Origin of the sequence: Rhodococcus sp. T9N, assembly GCF_024436645.1 — a bacterium.
GTDB classification, from domain to species: Bacteria; Actinomycetota; Actinomycetes; order Mycobacteriales; family Mycobacteriaceae; genus Rhodococcus_F; species Rhodococcus_F qingshengii.
The window spans coordinates 125,032-144,494 of the sequence record NZ_JAMSKS010000007.1; the positions used below are offsets into that span (position 1 = coordinate 125,032).

General features: G+C 62.2%; 18 protein-coding genes and 1 pseudogene. 6 read left to right on the plus strand and 13 right to left on the minus strand.

Annotated features, from left to right (window positions below):
* Positions 1-21: 21 nt before the first annotated feature.
* From M1L53_RS14265 to M1L53_RS14280, 4 genes are read right to left on the minus strand one after another with little or no spacing between them, the layout of a single operon-like run.
* Entirely contained in the window at positions 22-1,203 is a 1,182-nt protein-coding gene (locus M1L53_RS14265; RefSeq protein WP_042447777.1) for a lipid-transfer protein, read from the minus strand.
* Positions 1,200-1,613, minus strand: a complete 414-nt coding sequence (locus M1L53_RS14270; protein ID WP_030535712.1) for an acyl dehydratase — start codon at positions 1,611-1,613, stop codon at positions 1,200-1,202. Before M1L53_RS14270 ends, M1L53_RS14265 begins: the two co-directional genes overlap by 4 nt.
* Positions 1,610-2,038, minus strand: coding sequence for a Zn-ribbon domain-containing OB-fold protein (locus M1L53_RS14275; protein ID WP_054188605.1), 429 nt, complete (start codon positions 2,036-2,038; stop codon positions 1,610-1,612). The genes M1L53_RS14270 and M1L53_RS14275 overlap by 4 nt, the downstream gene beginning before the upstream one ends.
* On the minus strand, positions 2,035-2,613 hold the full coding sequence (locus M1L53_RS14280; RefSeq protein WP_054188606.1) for a MaoC family dehydratase N-terminal domain-containing protein: 579 nt from the start codon (positions 2,611-2,613) through the stop codon (positions 2,035-2,037). The genes M1L53_RS14275 and M1L53_RS14280 overlap by 4 nt, the downstream gene beginning before the upstream one ends.
* A 65-nt stretch (positions 2,614-2,678) precedes the next feature.
* Here M1L53_RS14280 and M1L53_RS14285 point away from each other — a divergent pair, with 65 nt between their 5' ends.
* Positions 2,679-3,392 (plus strand): TetR/AcrR family transcriptional regulator, encoded by a 714-nt coding sequence (locus M1L53_RS14285; protein ID WP_172827063.1) that lies wholly within the window; start codon positions 2,679-2,681, stop codon positions 3,390-3,392.
* Here the strand turns inward: M1L53_RS14285 and M1L53_RS14290 are convergent.
* The 4 genes from M1L53_RS14290 to M1L53_RS14305 all read right to left on the minus strand — a co-directional run bounded on the left by M1L53_RS14290 (position 3,379) and on the right by M1L53_RS14305 (position 6,478).
* On the minus strand, positions 3,379-4,851 hold the full coding sequence (locus M1L53_RS14290; protein WP_054188607.1) for an MFS transporter: 1,473 nt from the start codon (positions 4,849-4,851) through the stop codon (positions 3,379-3,381). The genes M1L53_RS14285 and M1L53_RS14290 overlap by 14 nt on opposite strands.
* A gap of 86 nt (positions 4,852-4,937) precedes the next feature.
* Positions 4,938-5,507: a TetR/AcrR family transcriptional regulator gene (locus tag M1L53_RS14295; RefSeq protein ID WP_054188608.1), complete on the minus strand. Its 570-nt coding sequence runs from the start codon at positions 5,505-5,507 to the stop codon at positions 4,938-4,940.
* Entirely contained in the window at positions 5,507-6,127 is a 621-nt protein-coding gene (gene recR / locus M1L53_RS14300) for a recombination mediator RecR (RefSeq protein ID WP_003943917.1), read from the minus strand. The genes M1L53_RS14295 and recR overlap by 1 nt, the downstream gene beginning before the upstream one ends.
* Positions 6,128-6,139: 12 nt before the next feature.
* Positions 6,140-6,478 (minus strand): YbaB/EbfC family nucleoid-associated protein, encoded by a 339-nt coding sequence (locus M1L53_RS14305; RefSeq protein WP_003943929.1) that lies wholly within the window; start codon positions 6,476-6,478, stop codon positions 6,140-6,142.
* 109 nt (positions 6,479-6,587) lie between these two features.
* Here M1L53_RS14305 and M1L53_RS14310 point away from each other — a divergent pair, with 109 nt between their 5' ends.
* The 3 genes from M1L53_RS14310 (at position 6,588) to M1L53_RS14320 (ending at position 9,281) form a co-directional block, all read left to right on the plus strand.
* Positions 6,588-7,388: an Rv3717 family N-acetylmuramoyl-L-alanine amidase gene (locus M1L53_RS14310; RefSeq protein WP_054188609.1), complete on the plus strand. Its 801-nt coding sequence runs from the start codon at positions 6,588-6,590 to the stop codon at positions 7,386-7,388.
* 85 nt (positions 7,389-7,473) lie between these two features.
* The gene (locus M1L53_RS14315) at positions 7,474-7,770 is read left to right on the plus strand and encodes a hypothetical protein (RefSeq protein ID WP_054188610.1); all 297 of its coding nucleotides are present in this window, start codon (positions 7,474-7,476) and stop codon (positions 7,768-7,770) included.
* Positions 7,770-9,281, plus strand: coding sequence for an alpha/beta hydrolase (locus M1L53_RS14320; protein WP_054188611.1), 1,512 nt, complete (start codon positions 7,770-7,772; stop codon positions 9,279-9,281). Before M1L53_RS14315 ends, M1L53_RS14320 begins: the two co-directional genes overlap by 1 nt.
* Before the next feature lie 54 nt (positions 9,282-9,335).
* Here M1L53_RS14320 and M1L53_RS14325 read toward each other — a convergent pair whose 3' ends face one another.
* Positions 9,336-9,770 carry an SRPBCC family protein gene (locus M1L53_RS14325; RefSeq protein WP_003943959.1) on the minus strand — a complete coding sequence of 145 codons (435 nt, stop codon included), beginning with the start codon at positions 9,768-9,770 and terminating at the stop codon, positions 9,336-9,338.
* Positions 9,771-10,108: 338 nt separating this feature from the next.
* Here M1L53_RS14325 and M1L53_RS14330 point away from each other — a divergent pair, with 338 nt between their 5' ends.
* The gene (locus M1L53_RS14330) at positions 10,109-11,512 is read left to right on the plus strand and encodes an FAD-binding oxidoreductase (protein ID WP_042447764.1); all 1,404 of its coding nucleotides are present in this window, start codon (positions 10,109-10,111) and stop codon (positions 11,510-11,512) included.
* A complete protein-coding gene (locus tag M1L53_RS14335; RefSeq protein ID WP_054188612.1) occupies positions 11,509-12,810 on the plus strand; it encodes a class I SAM-dependent methyltransferase in 1,302 nt (433 codons plus the stop codon). Before M1L53_RS14330 ends, M1L53_RS14335 begins: the two co-directional genes overlap by 4 nt.
* A 36-nt stretch (positions 12,811-12,846) precedes the next feature.
* On the opposite strand, the gene M1L53_RS14340 is transcribed toward M1L53_RS14335, so the two are convergent.
* From M1L53_RS14340 to M1L53_RS14355, 4 genes and pseudogenes are all read right to left on the minus strand, one after another.
* On the minus strand, positions 12,847-13,884 hold the full coding sequence (locus M1L53_RS14340) for a type IV toxin-antitoxin system AbiEi family antitoxin domain-containing protein (protein WP_003943834.1): 1,038 nt from the start codon (positions 13,882-13,884) through the stop codon (positions 12,847-12,849).
* 140 nt (positions 13,885-14,024) lie between these two features.
* On the minus strand, positions 14,025-16,166 hold the full coding sequence (locus M1L53_RS14345; RefSeq protein WP_003943799.1) for a 3-hydroxyacyl-CoA dehydrogenase NAD-binding domain-containing protein: 2,142 nt from the start codon (positions 16,164-16,166) through the stop codon (positions 14,025-14,027).
* Between the two features lie 45 nt (positions 16,167-16,211).
* Positions 16,212-17,426, minus strand: a complete 1,215-nt coding sequence (locus tag M1L53_RS14350; protein ID WP_007731553.1) for an acetyl-CoA C-acetyltransferase — start codon at positions 17,424-17,426, stop codon at positions 16,212-16,214.
* Positions 17,427-17,648: 222 nt separating this feature from the next.
* A pseudogene (locus tag M1L53_RS14355) lies at positions 17,649-19,459 on the minus strand (multicopper oxidase family protein).
* Between the last annotated feature and the right edge of the window lie 4 nt (positions 19,460-19,463).

A 19,463-nucleotide genomic window follows, 5' to 3' on the forward strand; every position in this document is an offset into this window, starting at 1 on the left:
TTTCTCGAATAGGCGGCAGATTCAGCGATCTGCCGAGAGGACGAGCGCACTGTGCGGGACGGGAGAGCCGCCGGTCACGAGCACGTTGTCCAGAGTTTTGGTCGGTTGATTGGTGGAGGTGCCGCGGATCAGGCGAACACCTTCGGCAATACCGTTGACGCCGTGGATGTATCCCTCACCGAGTTGACCGCCGTGGGTGTTGATCGGCAGGCGACCGTCCAGCTCGAGATTGCCGTCGGAGATGAAGTCTTTTGCCTCGCCCCGACCGCAGAATCCGTACTCCTCGAGTTGAAGCAGAACCATCGGGGTGAAAGCGTCGTAGAGAATTGCGGCATCGATGTCGTCCGGCCCGATACCGGCCTGGTCCCACAGTTGGCGCGCCACGAGTTCGACTTCCGGCATGCTGTCGATGTCGTCTCGGTAGTAGCTGCTCATCGAAATCTGTTGCGGACCTACACCTTGCGCAGCGCCACTGATGACCGCAGGTTTGTGCGGCAGGTCGCGGGCGCGCTCCGCACTGACGATCACCAGCGCCTGTCCGCCGTCACTTTCCTGGCAGCAGTCGAGCAGACGGATGGGGTCAGCGATCATGCGCGAGTTCTGATGGTCCTCGATAGTGATCGGGCGTTCGTAGAACCAGGCCTTGGGGTTGTTCGCCGCATGCTTGCGTGAGAGGACCGAGATCTGGCCGAAGTCGGCGCTTGTTGCCCCGTACTTGTGCATGTACAGCTTGGCGAGGAAGGCTTCCTGCTGCGCCGGGGTCAGAAGCCCGTACGGGTTGATCCAGTTCCGATACTCCTGGTCCGTCGACGCGTTGTACGCAAAAGGTGGTGGCCCGGCGCCGAATCGGTGGCCGGATCTTTCGTTGAAGGCGCGGTAGACGACCACAACGTCTGCAACTCCGCTGGAGACGGCAAGCGCTGCTTGTTGAACCGGTGCACAGGCACCGCCGCCGCCGTGTGGAATACGACTGAAAAACGTCAGTTCCGGGATCCCGAGGGCACGTGCGACCGCAATCTCGGGATTGTTCTCCATGGTGAACAGCGCAAATCCGTTCACCTCTTCTGCCTCGATGTGCGCGTCGTCGAGTGCGGCGATCACAGATTCGCACGCCAACTGCCATTCGCTGCGGCCGGAGTTCTTGGAGAACTCGGTGGCGCCGATTCCGGCGATGGCTGCTTGCCTCGAAAATCCTCGTGTCATGCGATTACCCTTTCCACCGGTTCGAGAGTCACGTCGGCCGTCACGTGTGTTCCGCGGGCGTTTTTCCCGAGAACCGTCACGGTGAGCGCCCGGCCGTCTGTGGCGGTGACCTTGCCGGTGAATGTCATGGTGTCTCCGGGGAAGTTCGGAACACCAAGCCGTAGTGATGTTTTGACGATCCGTGACGCCGGGCCGGACCAGTCGGTGATGTAGCGGTCGATGAGCCCGTTGGTGGTGTTGATGCTCATGAAGATGTCGGGAGTTCCGCGATCCTGTGCCTTGCCCGGATCGTGATGCACGTCCTCGAAATCCTGAGAAGAGATCGCGGTGGCCACGATCAGCGTTCGATCCAACGGCAATTCGAGGCTGGGGAGGACCGAACCCACTTCGCAGTCAATCAGTTTCGTCATTGCACCGAACCCCGTCGCCTCAGTTGCGGCAGCATCTCGCCGTGAGCGTGCTCGGAGAAGGTCACTTCGAGTTCCATGCCGAAGTCGAGTTCCTCGTGATCGATCCCCGCGATGTCGGCAACCAGACGCGTGCCTTCTTCGAGATCGACGAGTCCGACGGCGAGTGGGTACTCGAAAGCAGGATCCTTCGGGTGATGGATGACCGTGAAGCTGTGCAACGTGCATCGCCGCGTGGATTCGACTGTGTCCCAACTGAACGAGCGGCATTCCGGGCAGGCGGGCGCTGGCGGGTGGCGCAGAGTCTTGCAATCCGCACACCGTTGGATCTCGAGGCGACCCTCTTTGGCCGCGGAGAAGAAGAAATCGTTGTCGTCGGTGACGGTGAGTCTCGGCACCGCGGTGTGGCGGGAGCCAGTCTCGCTCATGCGATTACCTCCTGGGCTTCGGGCTTGGTATCTGTCTGGGCATCTGGTTTGAATCTGAGCAGTCGAAAGCGCTCTTCGACCAGCGTCTTTCCGTCCTGGTCCACGTACTTCTTGAACAGAGTGATGAAGCACCCGTGACCGAGAGCCGTCTGTTTGAACGGCGAGATCGCTTCGATGGTGAAATGCGCGGTGACGTGGTCACCGGGGCTCAGCTCCGCGAAATACTCCTGCTCGACGTTGGTCGCGACAACGGAGGTGTATCCGGCCTCGTCCAACAGCGCCAGCAGTCGTGAATAGGCGAAGTCCTCGGAGACTCCGTCGGCACGAAGTTGCTGGACCTGCCTATAACGTCGGTAACCCGCCATCACCCAGGTCGAGATCATGGCGGGCGGACAGACGACGTCTCGACGACCGGTACTGCGGGCGGCCTCGGCGTCGACGTAGATCGAGTTGCGGTCGTCGTGCGCCTCGACCCAGTTGCGGATCATCGCCTCGTTGACGGCGTAGCGGGCGACGCGGGGTGGTTCGGCCTCTGCGCCGATGAAATTCGGAAACTGCGTCTGCAGGCTCTGCACTGAAATCCTCCGTGAACGAAAGTTGAGCAAGCGCTTGATTTTGAAGCTAGCATAGGAATCCGGAAGTGGAAACACGCGATCTCACCGACGAATTGGTTCGAGCCGGAGCTATCAGGCAGGATTGCGCTACGTTCGACGCCGGCAGCCCGGCACCCCCGAAACCCTGCCCTGAGCAGGACCGACAACCAGTGGAGATTTCAGTGGCATCACCAGATCGTCGGGAGAAGATCCTGGAGAGCTCAGCCGAGCTGTTCGCCAGGAAGGGTGTCGCCACCACGACCGTTCGCGAGATCGGCGACGCCGCCGGTGTGTTCTCGGGCAGCCTCTACCACTACTTCAAGTCGAAGAATGCGATAGTTGCCGAGCTCATGCGCGGCTTCATCACCGACATTCAGCTCCGCTTCGATCAGGTGGAGAAGACGGCAAACGACCCCGAGGAAGTCCTGCGCGGCTTGATCCGCGAGACGCTGGTCGTCATCGAACTACACCCGCACCCGACGGCGATCTACCAGAACGATCGGGCTTATCTTCGCGACAACGATCTCCTGCAATCCGTCGACGGGCCTTCCCGCCAAGTCCGCGAGCATTGGATGAAAGCGATTGCCGAAGGCGTCGATCAGGGAATCTTCCGCAAAGACGTGGCACCGGAAATTTTCTATCGATCGGTACGAGACACCTTGTGGTCGACAACGCATTGGCCGGATCGCCAGAAGTACACCACCGACGAGTTCGCGGATCTGATGATCACGCTCTTCCTCTCGGGATTCAGGGTCGCCTGACCAGATCCGGCAAATCCAGATGTTTCGGGGTTCGTCCCTGCGGCAACAGGATCGACACCGCGAACACGACCACCGCGCAGCCCGCGCACACCAGGTAGGCGACGGAGAATCCGGTCCACGACGTGGAATGTTCCGAACCGCTGATCACGAATGCAGCGAGAATGGTTGCCACCGTCGCACTGCAGATCGTGCTTCCGGACGTCCGCAGAAGTGAGTTCACCCCGTTGGCAGCCGCCAGTCGCTGACGAGGTACGGCAACCAGAATCAGCAGCGAGAGCGTGCTGTACACGATGGCAGTCCCGACCGCTGTGATACCCAGTGCTGCAACCACTCCCCACAGCGGCTTACCGGCAACGGCGTGAATCCCGTACCCGCCGGCGAGGAACACGGCACCGGTCAACATCGCGGTCCGTGAACCGAAGCGGTCGGTGATACGCACCGCAACCGGTGAGAACAGCACCATCGCGATACTCGCCGGAATCTGGCAGAGCGCTGCCGCGATGATCGACAGGCCGTACCCGGCACCCGGCCCCTTCATCCCCTGCAGCAGTTGTGTCGTGATCAGCGTGTTCCCGAAAAACGCGAACCCGACCAGCAGAGCCGCCAGATGCGGGATCAACACTGCACGTTTCACGAGAGCACGGACGTCGACCAGCGGATTGACGTTGCGCCGCTGTTGAATTACCCAGAGCGCGAACAGCACCGCCGACGCGGCCAGCATGGAGATCACCGCTCCACTGGTCCACCCCCAACTCGACCCCTGAGTGATCGGCACAAGCAGAGCAATCATCGCGGCGCTCAGACCAACCGCCCCGACGCCGTCGAATCTTCCCGACGGATTCGGCTCGGACTCTCGAATGAACAGCACCGCAGCAAGAGTCACGGACAGCCCGATGGCGGTGGTTACCCAGAACAGGACGTGCCAATTCGAGTACTGCGCGATCATCGCAGAAAACGGTATGCCCAAAGCGGTTCCGACGCCGAGCGTCGAACTCATCATGGCCACTGCGCCGTTGACCTTGTTGCGTGGCAATTCGTCACGGAGCATGGAGATTCCGATGGGGATGACTGCCGACCCGGCCCCCTGCAACGCTCTCGCGAAGATGAGGACAGCGATGTCCGACGACAGCGCACACAACATCGAGCCGAGAGTCATCATCGAGAAAGCAACCAGAAGCATCTTCTTCTTGCCGAACATGTCGGCGAGTCGACCGAAGATGGGAGTGACGACAGCGCCGACCAGCAGCGTGACGGTCACCAGCCAGGACACGGCCGTGCGTCCAGCGCCGGTGAAGTGCGGCAACTCCGGCAGCAGTGGAACGATGACCGTCTGCAGAACAGCCTGGAACACTGCGGCGGCGACAACGATGGGGAACAGGAAGCGGGAGCGCGGCTGCGCGAGTCCCGCATCGGAGGTGGTGACTGCAGGCGTGCCCGGCGGACGGTCGAGCGTCGTCACCCCACACCGCCTGTTCTCACTAGGTAAATATCCGTTCACCTACATTAGGTGAACGGATATTTACCTAGCAAGAATTGTGACGCCGCTCACCCGTCGAGCAGCTTTTGCACCAGCGGTGCGTACAGCGCAACCACCTCGTCCTGGGTGCCGGTGGCATGGCCGGCCATCATCCGTCGGCGCATGATCGCCACTCCGACCACCATCGACATCGCCAGTTCCGCGCGCAATCTCGCGTCGCGGCCGGACAGGCGAGCGGCGAGGGTGTCGATCATCTGCGTCGAATAGTTCTCGCGCAGCTTGCGGTTGCTCTCTTCACTGACGCCGCTCATGAACAACAAGCTCATGGACAGCGGCTTGTACGACTCCAGCGGCTTGGTGAACAGCGAGACCATGCGCTCGCCGAGCGAGTCGTTCGGGGCGTCGAAGACCGTGACCGCCGCTGCCCGGAAGTCGACCAACTCGTCGTACAACTGCTCTTTGGAACCGAAGTACTTGATGATCAGCGGTGCGCTGACGCCTGCGTCTTCGGCGATGTCCTTGAGCGTGATTTCGCGGTACGGCCGAGTCGCGAATGCTTTCCCGGCCGACGCGATGATCTGCGCACGCGTCTGCTCGGACGTACGACGCACCTGCTGACCTTGCTCCGTGCCGCTCATCAAGCGTTCCGCGACAATTCGCGACGGCCGGACAAAGCGCGACCCAGCGTCAACTCGTCTGCGAATTCGAGATCGCCACCCATCGGAAGACCCGAAGCCAACCGAGACACCGTCAGCCCCGGAATGTCTCGCATCATGCGAACGAGATAGGTAGCTGTCGCCTCGCCCTCGGTGTTGGGGTCGGTGGCGATGATGACCTCGGACACGTCGACGCCGTCCTCCTGATTTGCGATGCGAGCCAACAACTCCCGGATACGCAACTGGTCCGGCCCGATCCCCGAGAGCGGATTGAGCGCACCGCCGAGCACGTGATAACGACCCTTGAACTCACGGGTGCGCTCGACGGCCTGGACGTCCTTCGGTTCCTCCACGACGCAGATCACCGTGCGATCGCGACGTGCGTCGGCGCAGATGCGGCACTTCTCCTGATCGGAGACAGTTCCGCACACCGTGCAGAACTGAACGCCGTCACGGATGCGCTGCAATGCATTTTTCAAACGGTCGATCTCGGGAGGCTCCACGGAGAGCAGGTGAAAAGCGATGCGTTGAGCGCTCTTCGGCCCGACTCCGGGAAGCTTCCCGAGTTCGTCGATCAGATCCTGAACCGGACCTTCGTACACGCGTTCTCGTTTCTAGAAGCCGGGGAGACCGGGAAGGCCTCCGCCGAGTCCGCCGGCCAACGGGCCGAGCTTCTCAGCAGCGACTTCCTGTGCCTTACGCGAAGCGTCCTCGATCGCGCCGATCACCAGATCCTGCAGCGTCTCGACATCTTCGGGGTCGACGACCTTGGGATCGATCTGCAGACCGACAACCTCGCCGGTGCCCTTGACCGTGGCGACAACCAGTCCGCCACCGGCCTGACCGGTCACTTCGGCCTGAGCCATTTCCTGCTGCGCCGCCATCAATTGCTGCTGCATCTGCTGAGCCTGAGCCAACAGAGCAGACATGTCGGGTGCTCCACCTGGTTGCACGAGCGGTCCTTTCTACAGAGTTATCCCCACCAGCGTAGTCGGTGCGCGCTACCGTGAGCGGGTGCGCCGGAACCAGTCAGACACCGTAAAACCGTCAAGAGGGTCAAACATGGCATCACGTGTGTTCCGCTCCACTGCCCTGATCGCCATGCTCGGGGCCGGGCTTCTGAGCGCTGCGTGCACGATTCCGACCGAGACTGCCGAGGCCACGACTTCGGTCGAGGTGTCTCCGCTGAGCACTGTCGCCGCTGACGTCCCCGCTGCGCTCACCGGCAAGGTCGTCTTCCTCGATCCCGGGCACAGCGGGGCGAACGACGACAGCATCAACACCCAGGTCCCCACGGGCCGCGGCGGCACCAAGAACTGCCAGACCACCGGCACCAACACCGATGCCGGGTTCCCCGAGCACACCTTCAACTGGGAAGTCGCGAGCCTGGTCAAGAGCGAACTCGAAGGCCAAGGCGCCACAGTGGTCCTGAGTCGACCGGACGACATCAGCGTCGGATCTTGCGTCGACGCACGCGCCGAAGCTGCCAATTCCTCCGGCGCCGACGTAGTGGTGAGCATTCACGCGGACGGCGCAGCAGCCGCAGCCGAGGGCTTCCACGTCTGCTACTCCGCGCCCCCGCTGAACGCGGTGCAGGCCGGCCCGTCCGTCACCTTTGCCGAAACCATGCGCGACTCACTCGTCACAGCCGGACTCACCCCGTCGACCTACATCGGTGACGACGGGCTGGCACCACGCGCCGATCTGACGGGACTCAATCTGTCGCAGCGGCCGTCGATTCTGGTCGAACTCGGCAACATGCGAAATGCCGACGAGGCAGCGCGCATGACGAGCCCGGACGGTCAGCAGGAATATGCGTCCGCCGTCACCAGCGGAGTCACCGCCTTCCTCACAACCCCCTGACCTGTCTTTCTGTGGAGAAATTCCACTTGTCCACAGGTATGTCGGCACCGCCGAGGTAGCCCGCTCACCTGGATACGGTTCTGCCATGGGGCCGATACTTCAGGTAGATTTCGCTGCTCTGCAGCAACTTTCAGCTGATCTGTCTCGAATTGCGGAACAGATCTCGGGGATCGATTCCGCCGGTACGATTTTCGAAGCCGCGGCGGCCCTGAACTCGTCCGCCGTCGCGGCTGTGTCGACTGGGAATGCCGGCGTCATCGCCGACGCGTACCGGCACCTGGCTACGCAATTGGGACTCATGGCGTCGGGAACCGCTGCCGCAGCACGTCTGTACGACGCTGCCGAGGGCGAAGTGGTGTCCGAACTGCGCGGAGCCTACTGATGCGGCCCACCGTCTATCAGCTTCGAACGTGGTCACCGGAGAAATTGCGCACAAGCGCTTCGGAACTGATCGACATCGACCGGCAGATCGAAGTTCTCGGCAATGACGCCGGACGCAGCATCGACGCCGTCCGCGAATTCTGGCAGGGACAAGCGTCGAGCGCGGCGGCAGTGCAGTGGTCTGGTATCTCGCTTTCCTCGTCGCGGCTGTCGGTTGCGGTTCGCGTAGTTGCGGATCTGTATGGCGGAGCAACCAATACGATCGGTGCGGCGCGAAAATCAGTTCTGGACCTGATCGAGGAGGCGACTCTCGAACACGGCTTGACGGTGTCAGACAGTGGAGCGGTATCGGCACCTGAGACGAAGCAGCCGTGGAATCTGGCCGACGCCATGCAAGATTCCGAAAACGACACGGCTGCAAAGGTTTTTCAGCAGAAGATCTCCACTGCATTGACGGCACTCGACGACGAAGACAACCGGGCCGCGACTGCTCTGGGTGCGGCATTCCGAGAGATCGGATCACTCCTTGGCAATCAGCCTGATCGCCTCGACCGCACTGTCCTCGACATCCTCGACGGGAGGTCGACACTCCCCGGGACACCAACGGAGCTACACCGACTCTGGGAATCGCTCACGCCCAACGAGAAAGACGCGTTGGCGAGGTGGGATCCGTCCATCGGTAGCCGGGACGGCCTTCCCGCTCTCGACCGGGACTACTACAACCGGCGGTACCTCTCTGCGCTCGAGCAGTTGCCGGATCGAACGGTCGCTGCCGGATACACGGCCGTGCGCGGCGAACTTCGACCGGACACGTTCCTTCTCTCGGTCACTGATGGGCATGCCGTCGTGGCAGTCGGTAATCCCGATGCCGCCGGCAACGTCGCAACACTGGTTCCCGGAACCGGCTCCGGGCTGTCGGGCGTCGGCGGAGACCTGCAACGAACCAAGGCCATGTACGACGCGGCGGTCAGGGCGGCGCCAACGGAAGCCACATCAGTGATCCTGTGGTCCGGATACGACGCTCCCCCAGGCATTCCCGACGCAGCCTCGGATCGGTACGCCGACTCCGCAGCGCCGAGGCTCGACGGCTTCCAGGACGGGTTACGAACCTCGCATGACGGTCCGCCTTCGCACAACGTGGTGATCGGTCATTCCTACGGCAGCACCGTGATCGGTGCTGCGACTACCCGTGGCGCTTCTCTCGACGTCGACGAACTGGTTTTTGTCGCAAGCCCCGGCGTCGATGCCGAGCGCGTGAACGAACTGAGCCTGGACGGCGTCGACTCGGACGAGGTGGCTCACCATGTTCATTCGACGACGGCCTTCTGGGATCCGGTCCAATTGATCCCCAAGATCCTCGGAGTCCACGGGTTCGACCCGTCGGATCCGGAATTCGGCGCGCAGGTATTCACCGGATCTCCCGGGGAGCCTGGGTTCGGAGTTCACAGCGATTACTGGGAAAGCGGAAACCCCGCACTCACCGAATTCGGACGGATCATTACCGGCCCGTGAAAGAAGGCGCCGTACCGGTGAAGGTACGACGCCATCTCGGTGATGCAGGATCGGTTAGACGAGTTCGCGCTTGAGGTTGTCCAGGACCTGGGCCTGGATGCGCTGCAGACCCTTCGGAGCGAACGTGCGCTCGAAGAAGCCGCCGATACCGGTGGCACCCTGCCACTGGGTGAGCGTCGTCACCGTCGTTCCGGTGCCGTTGGGGGCAACGGTCCAGGTGGTGACGAGGCTGGAGTTCGCGTCCTTCTCGGTGATGACGTTGCCGTCGACCGTCACTGTCGCCTTGACGTTGCGCGAGCGCTTTTCCGTCGCCTTGAGCGTCCACTGCGCGACGGTTCCGTCACCCTGGCCACCTTCGACGACCTTGTAGTCGAGGTACTGCTCGGACAGGATTCGCGGGCGAACCGTCTCGTAGTCCGAGAGCGCCGCGAGCACCTTGTCGGGTGCTGCTGTGACGACTGTCGAACTCATTGCATTGACCTGACCCATATGCCCTACGTCTCCTTGCTCGACCAACGCGGCTCGATACCGCGAATGACTACCCGAATCCGCACCTCGAACTGCGCAGATATTCCTTTCCATACTGCCTGCTGCGCCCGGGTATCTCGACCATCTACCCATTCCGTGTGAGCTGGTTCACCACTCGGAGCATTTACCGAGTTCGATTGCAACAACTCGATCAAATTCGGGCATTAATACCCCTCCGGATAGCTTGCACACGCAACTACCGATAGCGTCAGGGTGTGACTCTCTCGTTCAATGGGGTAGTTCAGAAGTTAGATCGAATCCGGACAAAGCAAGGCCCGGGTTCCGATGCTGCGCGTGAAATGGGGTTCGAGCAGCACAGAGAAGGCGTCGAACGCCTACTCGCGTCATACCGCGCCATTCCCGCCGATGCTTCTGTACGCCTGGCAAAGAAGACATCCAATCTGTTCCGCGCTCGCGCCAAGACGTCGGCCCCCGGCCTCGACGTCAGCGGTCTGGCAGGTGTCATCGCCGTCGATGCGCAAGCGCGCACAGCCGACGTCGCCGGCATGTGCACGTATGAGGACCTCGTCGACGCGACGCTGCCCTACGGGCTGGCGCCCCTGGTCGTGCCTCAACTCAAGACCATCACCCTGGGCGGTGCGGTGACCGGCCTGGGCATCGAGTCCACCTCGTTCCGCAACGGCCTGCCGCACGAGTCGGTACTCGAAATCGACGTACTGACCGGAAGCGGCGAGATCATCACCGCAACACCGGACGGCGAACACGCCGAACTGTTCTTCGGTTTCCCCAATTCCTACGGCACCCTTGGCTATTCGACGCGATTGAAGATCGCACTCGAACCCGTCAAGAAGTACGTCGCCTTGCGCCACGTGCGCTTCGATTCGTTGAAGAAACTCGAAGAAACGATGGATCGCATCGTCACCGAGCGCGAGTACGACGGGATCGCCGTCGACTATCTCGACGGGGTGGTCTTCACCGATTCCGAGAGCTACCTCACACTCGGCGCGCAAACCGACGAGGAAGGCCCGGTCAGCGATTACACCGACCAGGACATCTTCTACCGGTCGATCCAGCATTCGTCACTCACCCAGCCCAAGACGGATCGCTTGACCATTCGCGACTACCTGTGGCGCTGGGACACCGACTGGTTCTGGTGCTCACGAGCTTTCGGTGCACAGAACCCGAAGATCCGGCGCTTCTGGCCCAAGCAGTACCTGCGCAGCAGCTTCTACTGGAAGCTGATCGCCCTCGACCACAAGTACGACATCGGAGATCGCCTCGAAAAGCGCAAGGGCAAGCCCCCGCGCGAACGCGTCGTCCAGGACGTCGAGGTACCCATCGAACGAACCGCGGACTTCGTCTCGTGGTTCCTCGAGGAAATCCCGATCGAACCACTGTGGTTGTGCCCGTTGCGTCTTCGCGAGCCAAGCCCTGCCGCCGCTTCTGCATCACGGCCGTGGCCCCTCTACCCCCTCGAACCCAAGCGCACCTACGTCAACATCGGCTTCTGGTCTTCGGTGCCGATCGTTCCTGGTGAGCGCGAGGGGGCAGCAAATCGACTGATCGAAGAAAAGGTCAGCGATTTCGACGGACACAAATCGCTCTACTCCGACTCCTACTACTCGAAGGAAGACTTCGAGGAGCTGTACTACGGCGGCGACCGGTACATCGGACTCAAGGAACGCTACGACCCGAAATCCCGTTTATTGGATCTATTCTCTAAGGCGGTGCAACGTAAATGACCACGTTCAAAGACTCCAAAAGCCAGGACAAGCTCTCTATTGCCGAGATTCTCGAGACGCTTTCCGACGGCATGCTGCCGCTTCGATTCACCGCGTACGACGGCAGCACCGCCGGCCCCGAAGATGCCGACTACGGACTGCACCTCAAGTCGACTCGCGGAACCACTTATCTCGCAACAGCTCCCGGCGACCTCGGCATGGCCCGCGCGTACGTCTCCGGCGATCTCGAAGCCGAGGGTGTCCACCCCGGTGATCCGTACGAGATCCTGCGCATCATGGGTGACGAACTCCACCTCAAGCGCCCGTCCGCACTGACGCTCGCCAGCATCACGCGCTCCCTGGGCTGGGATCTGTTGCGGCCCATCGCCCCGCCGCCCCAGGAAGATCTCCCTCGCTGGCGTCGCGTCGCAGAAGGACTGCGTCACTCCAAGACTCGTGACGCCGAAGTCATCCATCACCACTACGACGTCTCCAACACCTTCTACGAGTACGTCCTCGGCCCGTCCATGACGTACACCTGTGCCGCTTACGACAATGCGGAACAGACGCTCGAAGAAGCCCAGGAGAACAAGTACCGCCTGGTGTTCGAGAAGCTCGGACTCCAGAAGGGTGATCGACTTCTCGACATCGGCTGCGGCTGGGGCTCGATGGTCCGCTACGCGGCCAGGCGCGGCGTCAAGGTGATCGGCGTGACTCTCTCTCGCGAGCAAGCGGATTGGGCACAGAAGGCCATCGAGGACGAGGGCCTCGCCGATCTCGCCCAGGTCCGTTTCTCCGACTACCGCGACGTGGCCGAGACCGGATTCGACGCAGTGTCCTCCATCGGCCTGACCGAGCACATCGGCGTCGGAAACTACCCGGCGTACTTCGAGTTCCTCAAGGGCAAGCTGCGTGAGGGTGGGCGTCTGCTCAACCACTGCATCACCCGTCCGGACAACCGAAGCAGCGCCAAGGCAGGCGGATTCATCGACCGGTACGTCTTCCCCGACGGGGAGCTCACCGGTTCGGGTCGCATCATCTCCGAAATCCAGAACGTCGGCCTCGAGGTGCGTCACGAAGAGAACCTTCGCGAGCATTACGCACTGACGCTCGCCGGATGGTGCCAGAATCTCGTCGACAACTGGGACGCGTGCGTCGCCGAGGTCGGCGAAGGAACCGCCCGCGTCTGGGGCCTGTACATGGCCGGCTCACGACTCGGGTTCGAGCGCAATGTCGTTCAGCTGCACCAGGTTCTGGCCGTGAAGCTCGGCCCCAAGGGTGAGGCGCATGTGCCGCTTCGCCCGTGGTGGAAGGCCTAGGGGCAAAGCCCCTGTGCGCCTTTTTGGTAGTCGGCACTACCAAAAAGGCGCACAGGTGCCGCAGGCACCCGACTGCGTCCTCACCCAACCTCCCCGCCGCAAGACCGTCTCCACCTCGTGCGCAACCTGGCACGGGGTCTTCATCACCTCGTCGAATCCGTAGACCAACCGCGGACGACCTGCCAGCTCTGCCGCATTGTCACGGCGGCGATCACGAAATGCCACTTCTGCCATGGAATGCGCCCACCGACCGTCGAGACGCACGATCAGCGGCACACTGACTTCGCTGTAGTCGCAATCCTCGTACAGCGTGCGGCCGTCGACGCGGACCGGAGACTGGCGTCTGGCCGACGGCAACCCGTGCGCCTGCTCCACGTCGACCGCATAGTGGTATTCGAGCGTTGACTGCACCCCGTCTGCCAGGAGTCGTACCGCATCGGAAAGCGCACCCTTGAATCGATGTGGTGTTCGTTCGTCAATCCGACGACGCACATCGTTCAACGGAATTCGCGCATTTGTCACTGTGGTGATGAGTGAAACGTAGGCGCTTCGCGCTGTGGATTCGGCGGTCGCAAGATCAATCGCGGTATCCGCCCGCGACGTTCGAGGTATGACTGACGGCACGCCGATGTATCGGTGGGCTCGGGATCGGTGGACGACTACCCCAGGGTGAACCACGCCACCCACTCTGACAAGTGCACCCGACGTTCGCGCTGGAACTCGGCGGATTGTCGCGGACTGACAGCGAGCCGACTTGCCGTATGGCACGGTGACATGGACTGGCTTGTCTGCGTCGATGCGACGCATTCCCCATTCCTCAGCTGCAGTGTCGTGGCTCAGAATCGCTTGCGGGCCACCATAAAGCCAAGCGGCGTTCAAGATCATTTCTCTGGTGAGCGGGCCAGCGGTCACTGCATACACGCCTTGTAGAACGCGCTGCCATTCGCCGCGGTCCAGAAAGTTCCGCAGCATCCCTCGGTTGTACCCGAATGACGAGAGTTGCTGTTGCCGTACCAGACCGGATTGCGCATCGAGAATCCGGAGAAACTCGCTTCCACCATGAGACGTAGTCATGGCACCAAGCGTCAGGCCGAACTCCGACAGGACTGACGTGAAATTCGCTGTCGGAGTTCGTCTGTGGATAACTCACCAGCTGGGGATAAACCCCTGTGCGCCTTTTTGGTAGCCGTAACTACCAAAAAGGCGCACGGGGGCTATGCCCCTAGCGAAGCCGGCGGGGTGAACCGCGGGCCGTACTGCGCAGCGAGTTCCTTTGCGCGAGCGACGAAGCCAGCCGTGCCGCCCTCGTAACCGACGATGAACTGGTGAACGCCACCGGTCCAGGCCGGGAATCCGATACCCATGATGGAGCCGATGTTGGCGTCCGCCGTGGTGATCAGGACGTTCTCGTCGAAGCACTTCTGCGTCTCGATCGCCTCGATGAACAGCATGCGGTCGATGAGGTCCTGGATCGGGGCGTCGGAGGTTCCGGAGTTGAAGTTCTCGCGGAGTCCGGACCACAGGCCGGTGCGCTTGCCCTCGGCGTAATCGTAGAAGCCGGCTCCACCGAGCTTGCCCTTACGATCGAACTTCTCGACGAGGGTGTTGATGACCTCGCCGGCCGGATCTGCCGGCAGTTCCTTGCCTTCGGCCTTGGCGGCGTCGGCAGATTCCTTGCGGATCTTCTGCATGAGGGTGAGGTTGAGCTCATCCGAAAGCTGAAGCGGCGCAGCCGGGTAACCGGCCTGCATACCGGCCTGCTCGATGGTGGCGGGCTCGACGCCCTCGGCGAGCATGCCGATGGCCTCGTTGATGAAGGTTCCGATGACACGCGAGGTGAAGAAACCACGCGAGTCGTTGACCACGATCGGCGTCTTGCGGATCGCCTGGACGTAGTCGAACACGCGAGCCAGAGTCTCGTCGGAGGTCTTCTCACCGCGGATGATCTCCACCAGCGGCATCTTGTCGACGGGCGAGAAGAAGTGGATGCCGATGAAGTCTTCCTGACGCTTCACGCCGGTGGCGAGACCCGTGATGGGCAGCGTCGAGGTGTTCGAGCCCAGCAGTGCCTTGGGATCGACGATGTCCTCGATCTCCTGGAACACCTTGTGCTTGAGTTCCTGGCTCTCGAAGACTGCTTCGATGACGAAGTCGACGCCGGCGAAATCTGCCGGGTCAGCCGTCGGGGTGATCTTGGCGAGGAGTGCGTCGGACTTCTCCTGCGTGGTCTTGCCGCGCGAGAGCGCCTTGGCCTCAATGCCTTCGGCGTACGCCTTGCCCTTGTTGGCAGCCTCGATGCTGACGTCCTTGAGCACGACGTCGAAGCCTGCCTTGGCGGAGACGTACGCGATGCCCGCGCCCATCATGCCCGCGCCGAGGACGCCGACCTTCTTGATGGTGGACTTCTCGATGCCTGCCGGACGTGAACCGCCGCCGTTGATCGACTGCAGGTCGAAGAAGAACGCCTGGATCATGTTCTTCGCGACGCGGCCGGTCACCAGCGAGGTGAAGTAGCGAGCCTCGATGAGCAGCGCGTTGTCGATGTCGACCTGCGAACCCTCAACGGCTGCGGCCATGATGGCGCGCGGAGCCGGCATCGGAGCGCCCTTGAGCTGCTTACGCAGGTTCGCGGGGAACGCCGGAAGGTTGGCAGCGAATGCCGGAGTGGACGGAGTTCCGCCAGGGATCTTGTAGCCCTTGACATCCCACGGCTGAACGCCGCCTTCGGGGTTGGCCTTGATCCATGCCTTCGCAGCCGGAACCAGTTCTTCTACCGAGCCGACGACCTCGTCGATGAGGCCGACTTCCTTGGCCTGAACGGGTCCACGCTGCTGCCCCTGGAGCAGGACGCCCATGAGCGCGTTCTGCAGGCCGAGCATCCGCACGGTGCGCACGACGCCGCCGCCGCCGGGCAGCAGGCCGAGGGTGACCTCGGGCAGGCCGATCTTGACGCCCTTGACGTCTGCCGCGATGCGGTGGTGGGTCGCGAGAGCGATCTCGAGACCGCCGCCGAGTGCCGCACCGTTGATGGCGGCGACGACCGGCTTGCCGAGAGTTTCGAGGCGACGCAGGTCTGCCTTGATCTCGACACTGTGGTTGTAGATCTCCTCGGCCTGCTCGGGGCCGACCTTGATCATGTTCTTGAGGTCGCCACCGGCGAAGAAGGTCTTCTTGCCGGAAGTGATGACGGCACCGGTGATGGAGTCCTTCTCGGCGACCAGACGGTCGACGGTGGCCTTCATCGACGCGATGTACGCGTCGTTCATGGTGTTTGCGCCCTGGTTGGGATCGTTGATGGTGAGCACGACGATGCCGTCGGCGTCCTGGTCCCAGTTGATGATGTTCTGATCAGTCACTTTGCTTGACTCCTGGTAAGCCTCGTTGGAAGGACGGACGCCGCGTCAGACGCGCTCGATGATGGTGGCAACGCCCATACCGCCGCCGATGCACAGGGTGATGAGGGCGCGCTTGCCGCCACGACGCTCGAGCTCGTCGACCATCGTTCCGGTGATCATCGCGCCGGTTGCACCGAGGGGGTGGCCCATGGCGATAGCGCCGCCGTTGACGTTGAGCTTCTCGTCCGGGATGTTCAGGTCCTTCTGGAACTTCAGGACGACGGAAGCGAATGCCTCGTTGATCTCGAAGAGGTCGATGTCGTCGACCGTCAGGCCGGCAGCTGCCAGAACCTTCTTCGACGCCGGCGTCGGGCCGGTGAGCATGATGGTGGAGTCGGCGCCGCTGGTGGCGGTGGCGACGACGCGAGCGCGCGGCGTCAGACCCATGTCCTTGCCGGCCTGCTCGCTACCGACGAGCACGAGGGCAGCGCCGTCGACGATTCCCGAGCTGTTACCGCCGTGGTGAACGTGGTTGATCTTCTCGACCCAGTGGTACTTCTGCAGCGACACGGCGTCGAATCCGCCGATTTCACCGATCACACCGAACGCGGGAGCCAAGCCGGCGAGGTTCTCTGCCGTGGTGCCCGGACGCATGTGCTCGTCGTTGTCGAGGATGGTGATGCCGTTGATGTCCTTGACCGGCACTACCGACTTGGCGAAGTATCCGCCGGTCCACGCCTTGGCGGCGAGGTCCTGCGAGCGCACGGCGTATGCGTCGACGTCGTCACGCGAGAAGCCCTCGATGGTGGCGATGAGGTCTGCGCCGACGCCCTGCGGCACGAAGTAGTTGTCGTAGTTGGTGGCGGGGTCGAGTGCCCACGGTCCACCGTCGGATCCCATCGGAACGCGGGACATCGACTCGACGCCACCGGCAATCACCAGTTCGTCCCAGCCGGACCGAACCTTCTGAGCAGCCATGTTCACGGCCTCGAGGCCGGAAGCGCAAAAACGGTTGAGCTGAACGCCGCCGACGGTGTCGGGCAGTCCCGCATCGTTGACTGCAACGCGGGCGATGTCCATTCCCTGATCGCCAACGGGGGTGACGACGCCCAGGATGAGGTCGGAGATCCGGTCCTCGTCGAGGTCGGGAAAGCGCACGCGCAGTTCCTGGATCAGACCCGTGACCAGCGAGATCGGCTTGACCGAGTGCAACGACCCGGTCTTCTTGCCGCGGCCTCGCGGGGTACGGATGGCTTCATAAATGAATGCCTCTGTGGTCACTGTGAGGTGTTCCTTCCGTGTAATTCGTCGAACCGGTCTGCAGATCGTCCGCGCCACCGTCGGTGGTGGCGCATGGCCGAGGTACAGACCTCAGCCCTTTCACTGTAGAACGTGTTCCAAATTCATGGGAAGGACCGAAGCGATCCTGCTAGGTGACCGAGGTGATCAGGTGCGCGAACGCCTGCCCGCTTCGGTTCATTTCGGGTGCGCCCCCGGAAGCACTCACGGCACGATGCGATACGGCAACATCATGTCGTGATCTTCGTGATCGAGTAGATGGCAATGCCACACGTATCCCTGGAGTCGACCAGAATCAGCCATATCGTGGCGCCCACCGCCCGTCATCCCACTACCCGTCATCACACCGCTCGGAAGACGATCGAACATCGCGTCGGGATCGAAACCCAGCTCATCCGCGGTGGGGAATCGCACGATGATCCGGGTGACAGTGCCGCCGTCCACCCTGACGGTGTCCTTCATCCCCGCTTCCCACGGCGCCGGCGCGATCATCGGCCCCGCCTCGAACCCGTCGGGCGACGGAGTCCACTTGTTGCCGATCACCGGCTGAGGATGGCGGATCAAGTACTCCAGCGTCCGCATCGGTGTTCTGCCGAGAATCCGGAAATTCACCAAGTGCAGGTGTATCGGATGCGGGTCCGGCGTGGTGTTGACGATGTTCCACTGCTCGACGGTGCCTTGCCGCGGCCTCTCGACGTCCGTGGTGCTGAACGTCAGGTTGTTCAACGTCATCTGAGCCGGTGGATTCCGCAGTTCCAGTTGCTGGCTCACCGTCACCGTGCGAATTACCGTCGGCTGCTCCAACGGGGCGAGAACGTCACGTTGCCGGCGCCCACCGCGCAGTTGCGACGGAACACCACCGGTGAATCCGCGCCTGGCGTCACCGCGGAACCGGCAGAACAGCGGCATAGTCACTTCACCGATGACAGCGGCGGGTAGCGGGGGCGCCTCGTCGTTGCGAAGCTCCACCGTCGAACCCTCCGACAGTCCGGTGAAATCGACGAGGAGGTCGTACCGCTCCCCCGGTGCGCAGCGGAAGGCATTGACCGCGACGGGTGCGTCGAGCATTCCGGCGTCGTTGCCGATGACCCAGAACGTCATCATGTTCGAGAAGTGAAGATTCCACACACTTGCCGACGACGCATTGACGATGCGGAGGCGGTAAAGGCCCCGAGCCACGGACAGTTCCGGCCACACCTTGCCGTTGACCAAGCCGACGTCGCCCACCGCGCCGCCTTCCCACGATCCTTCCGGGATCAAGATGGTGGATCGGCCGTTCTGGGCGCCTGTCGGCGTGAATATCTTCTCCTGCAGGATCAACGGGATCTCGAATTCCTCGGCCGGCAGCCCCAACGGGTTTCCCAGTTCGCCGGTGTCGAATTCATCCCTGATCAGGTAGTTCCCGATCAGACCGGCGTAGACGTTGAGCCGGGTGATGCCCATCGCATGATCGTGATACCAGAGGTGGGCGGCTTCCTGACCGTGCAAAAAGTGATGCATCGCAGCCTGTCCCGGCATCACCAGCAGTTCCGGGTGGCCGTCGCTCTCAGGTGAAGTGACTCCACCGTGCAAGTGCAACGACGTCGGCGGGTGCGCACGAAAGTCGGCATGCATTCCGTGCAGCGTCATATCCATGTCCGCTGCCAACGGATGTCCGGTCAGATCGTTCTCGAACGTCAACATGATCGGCTCGCCGGAATGCGCCTCGACGGTAGGGCCCAGATAACCGCCACCGATCTCTCCGCTGCGGTACGACAGTGCTGGGGACGGGGGAAAATCCCGATGAAAGGCATGTTGCCCCACTTGCGCTGTCAGTGTGATCTCGTTTCCGGAAGCGTTGACAACGAATGTAGTTCGTCACAGAACGGCTCGAACTCCGGCGAATGAAAAATCAACGGAGACTCGATATCCACACTCCCCGCCGGAGCAGCACCTGCCTTTGCGCCCAAAGCAACAGCCGCTGTGCCGACTACCGACCCTTTCAGAACCGATCTTCTGGAAACCCCGATACCCATACAT

What these genes read in the sequence shown, in the direction of transcription:
- M1L53_RS14325 (WP_003943959.1), bottom strand. Translation starts at nt 9,770, where the DNA reads ATGGGTCAGGTCAATGCAATGAGTTCGACAGTCGTCACAGCAGCACCC.
- M1L53_RS14295 (WP_054188608.1), bottom strand. Translation starts at nt 5,507, where the DNA reads ATGAGCGGCACGGAGCAAGGTCAGCAGGTGCGTCGTACGTCCGAGCAG.
- M1L53_RS14315 (WP_054188610.1), top strand. Translation starts at nt 7,474, where the DNA reads ATGGGGCCGATACTTCAGGTAGATTTCGCTGCTCTGCAGCAACTTTCA.
- M1L53_RS14335 (WP_054188612.1), top strand. Translation starts at nt 11,509, where the DNA reads ATGACCACGTTCAAAGACTCCAAAAGCCAGGACAAGCTCTCTATTGCC.
- M1L53_RS14340 (WP_003943834.1), bottom strand. Translation starts at nt 13,884, where the DNA reads ATGACTACGTCTCATGGTGGAAGCGAGTTTCTCCGGATTCTCGATGCG.
- M1L53_RS14270 (WP_030535712.1), bottom strand. Translation starts at nt 1,613, where the DNA reads ATGACGAAACTGATTGACTGCGAAGTGGGTTCGGTCCTCCCCAGCCTC.
- M1L53_RS14320 (WP_054188611.1), top strand. Translation starts at nt 7,770, where the DNA reads ATGCGGCCCACCGTCTATCAGCTTCGAACGTGGTCACCGGAGAAATTG.
- M1L53_RS14265 (WP_042447777.1), bottom strand. Translation starts at nt 1,203, where the DNA reads ATGACACGAGGATTTTCGAGGCAAGCAGCCATCGCCGGAATCGGCGCC.
- M1L53_RS14275 (WP_054188605.1), bottom strand. Translation starts at nt 2,038, where the DNA reads ATGAGCGAGACTGGCTCCCGCCACACCGCGGTGCCGAGACTCACCGTC.
- M1L53_RS14330 (WP_042447764.1), top strand. Translation starts at nt 10,109, where the DNA reads ATGGGGTTCGAGCAGCACAGAGAAGGCGTCGAACGCCTACTCGCGTCA.
- M1L53_RS14310 (WP_054188609.1), top strand. Translation starts at nt 6,588, where the DNA reads ATGGCATCACGTGTGTTCCGCTCCACTGCCCTGATCGCCATGCTCGGG.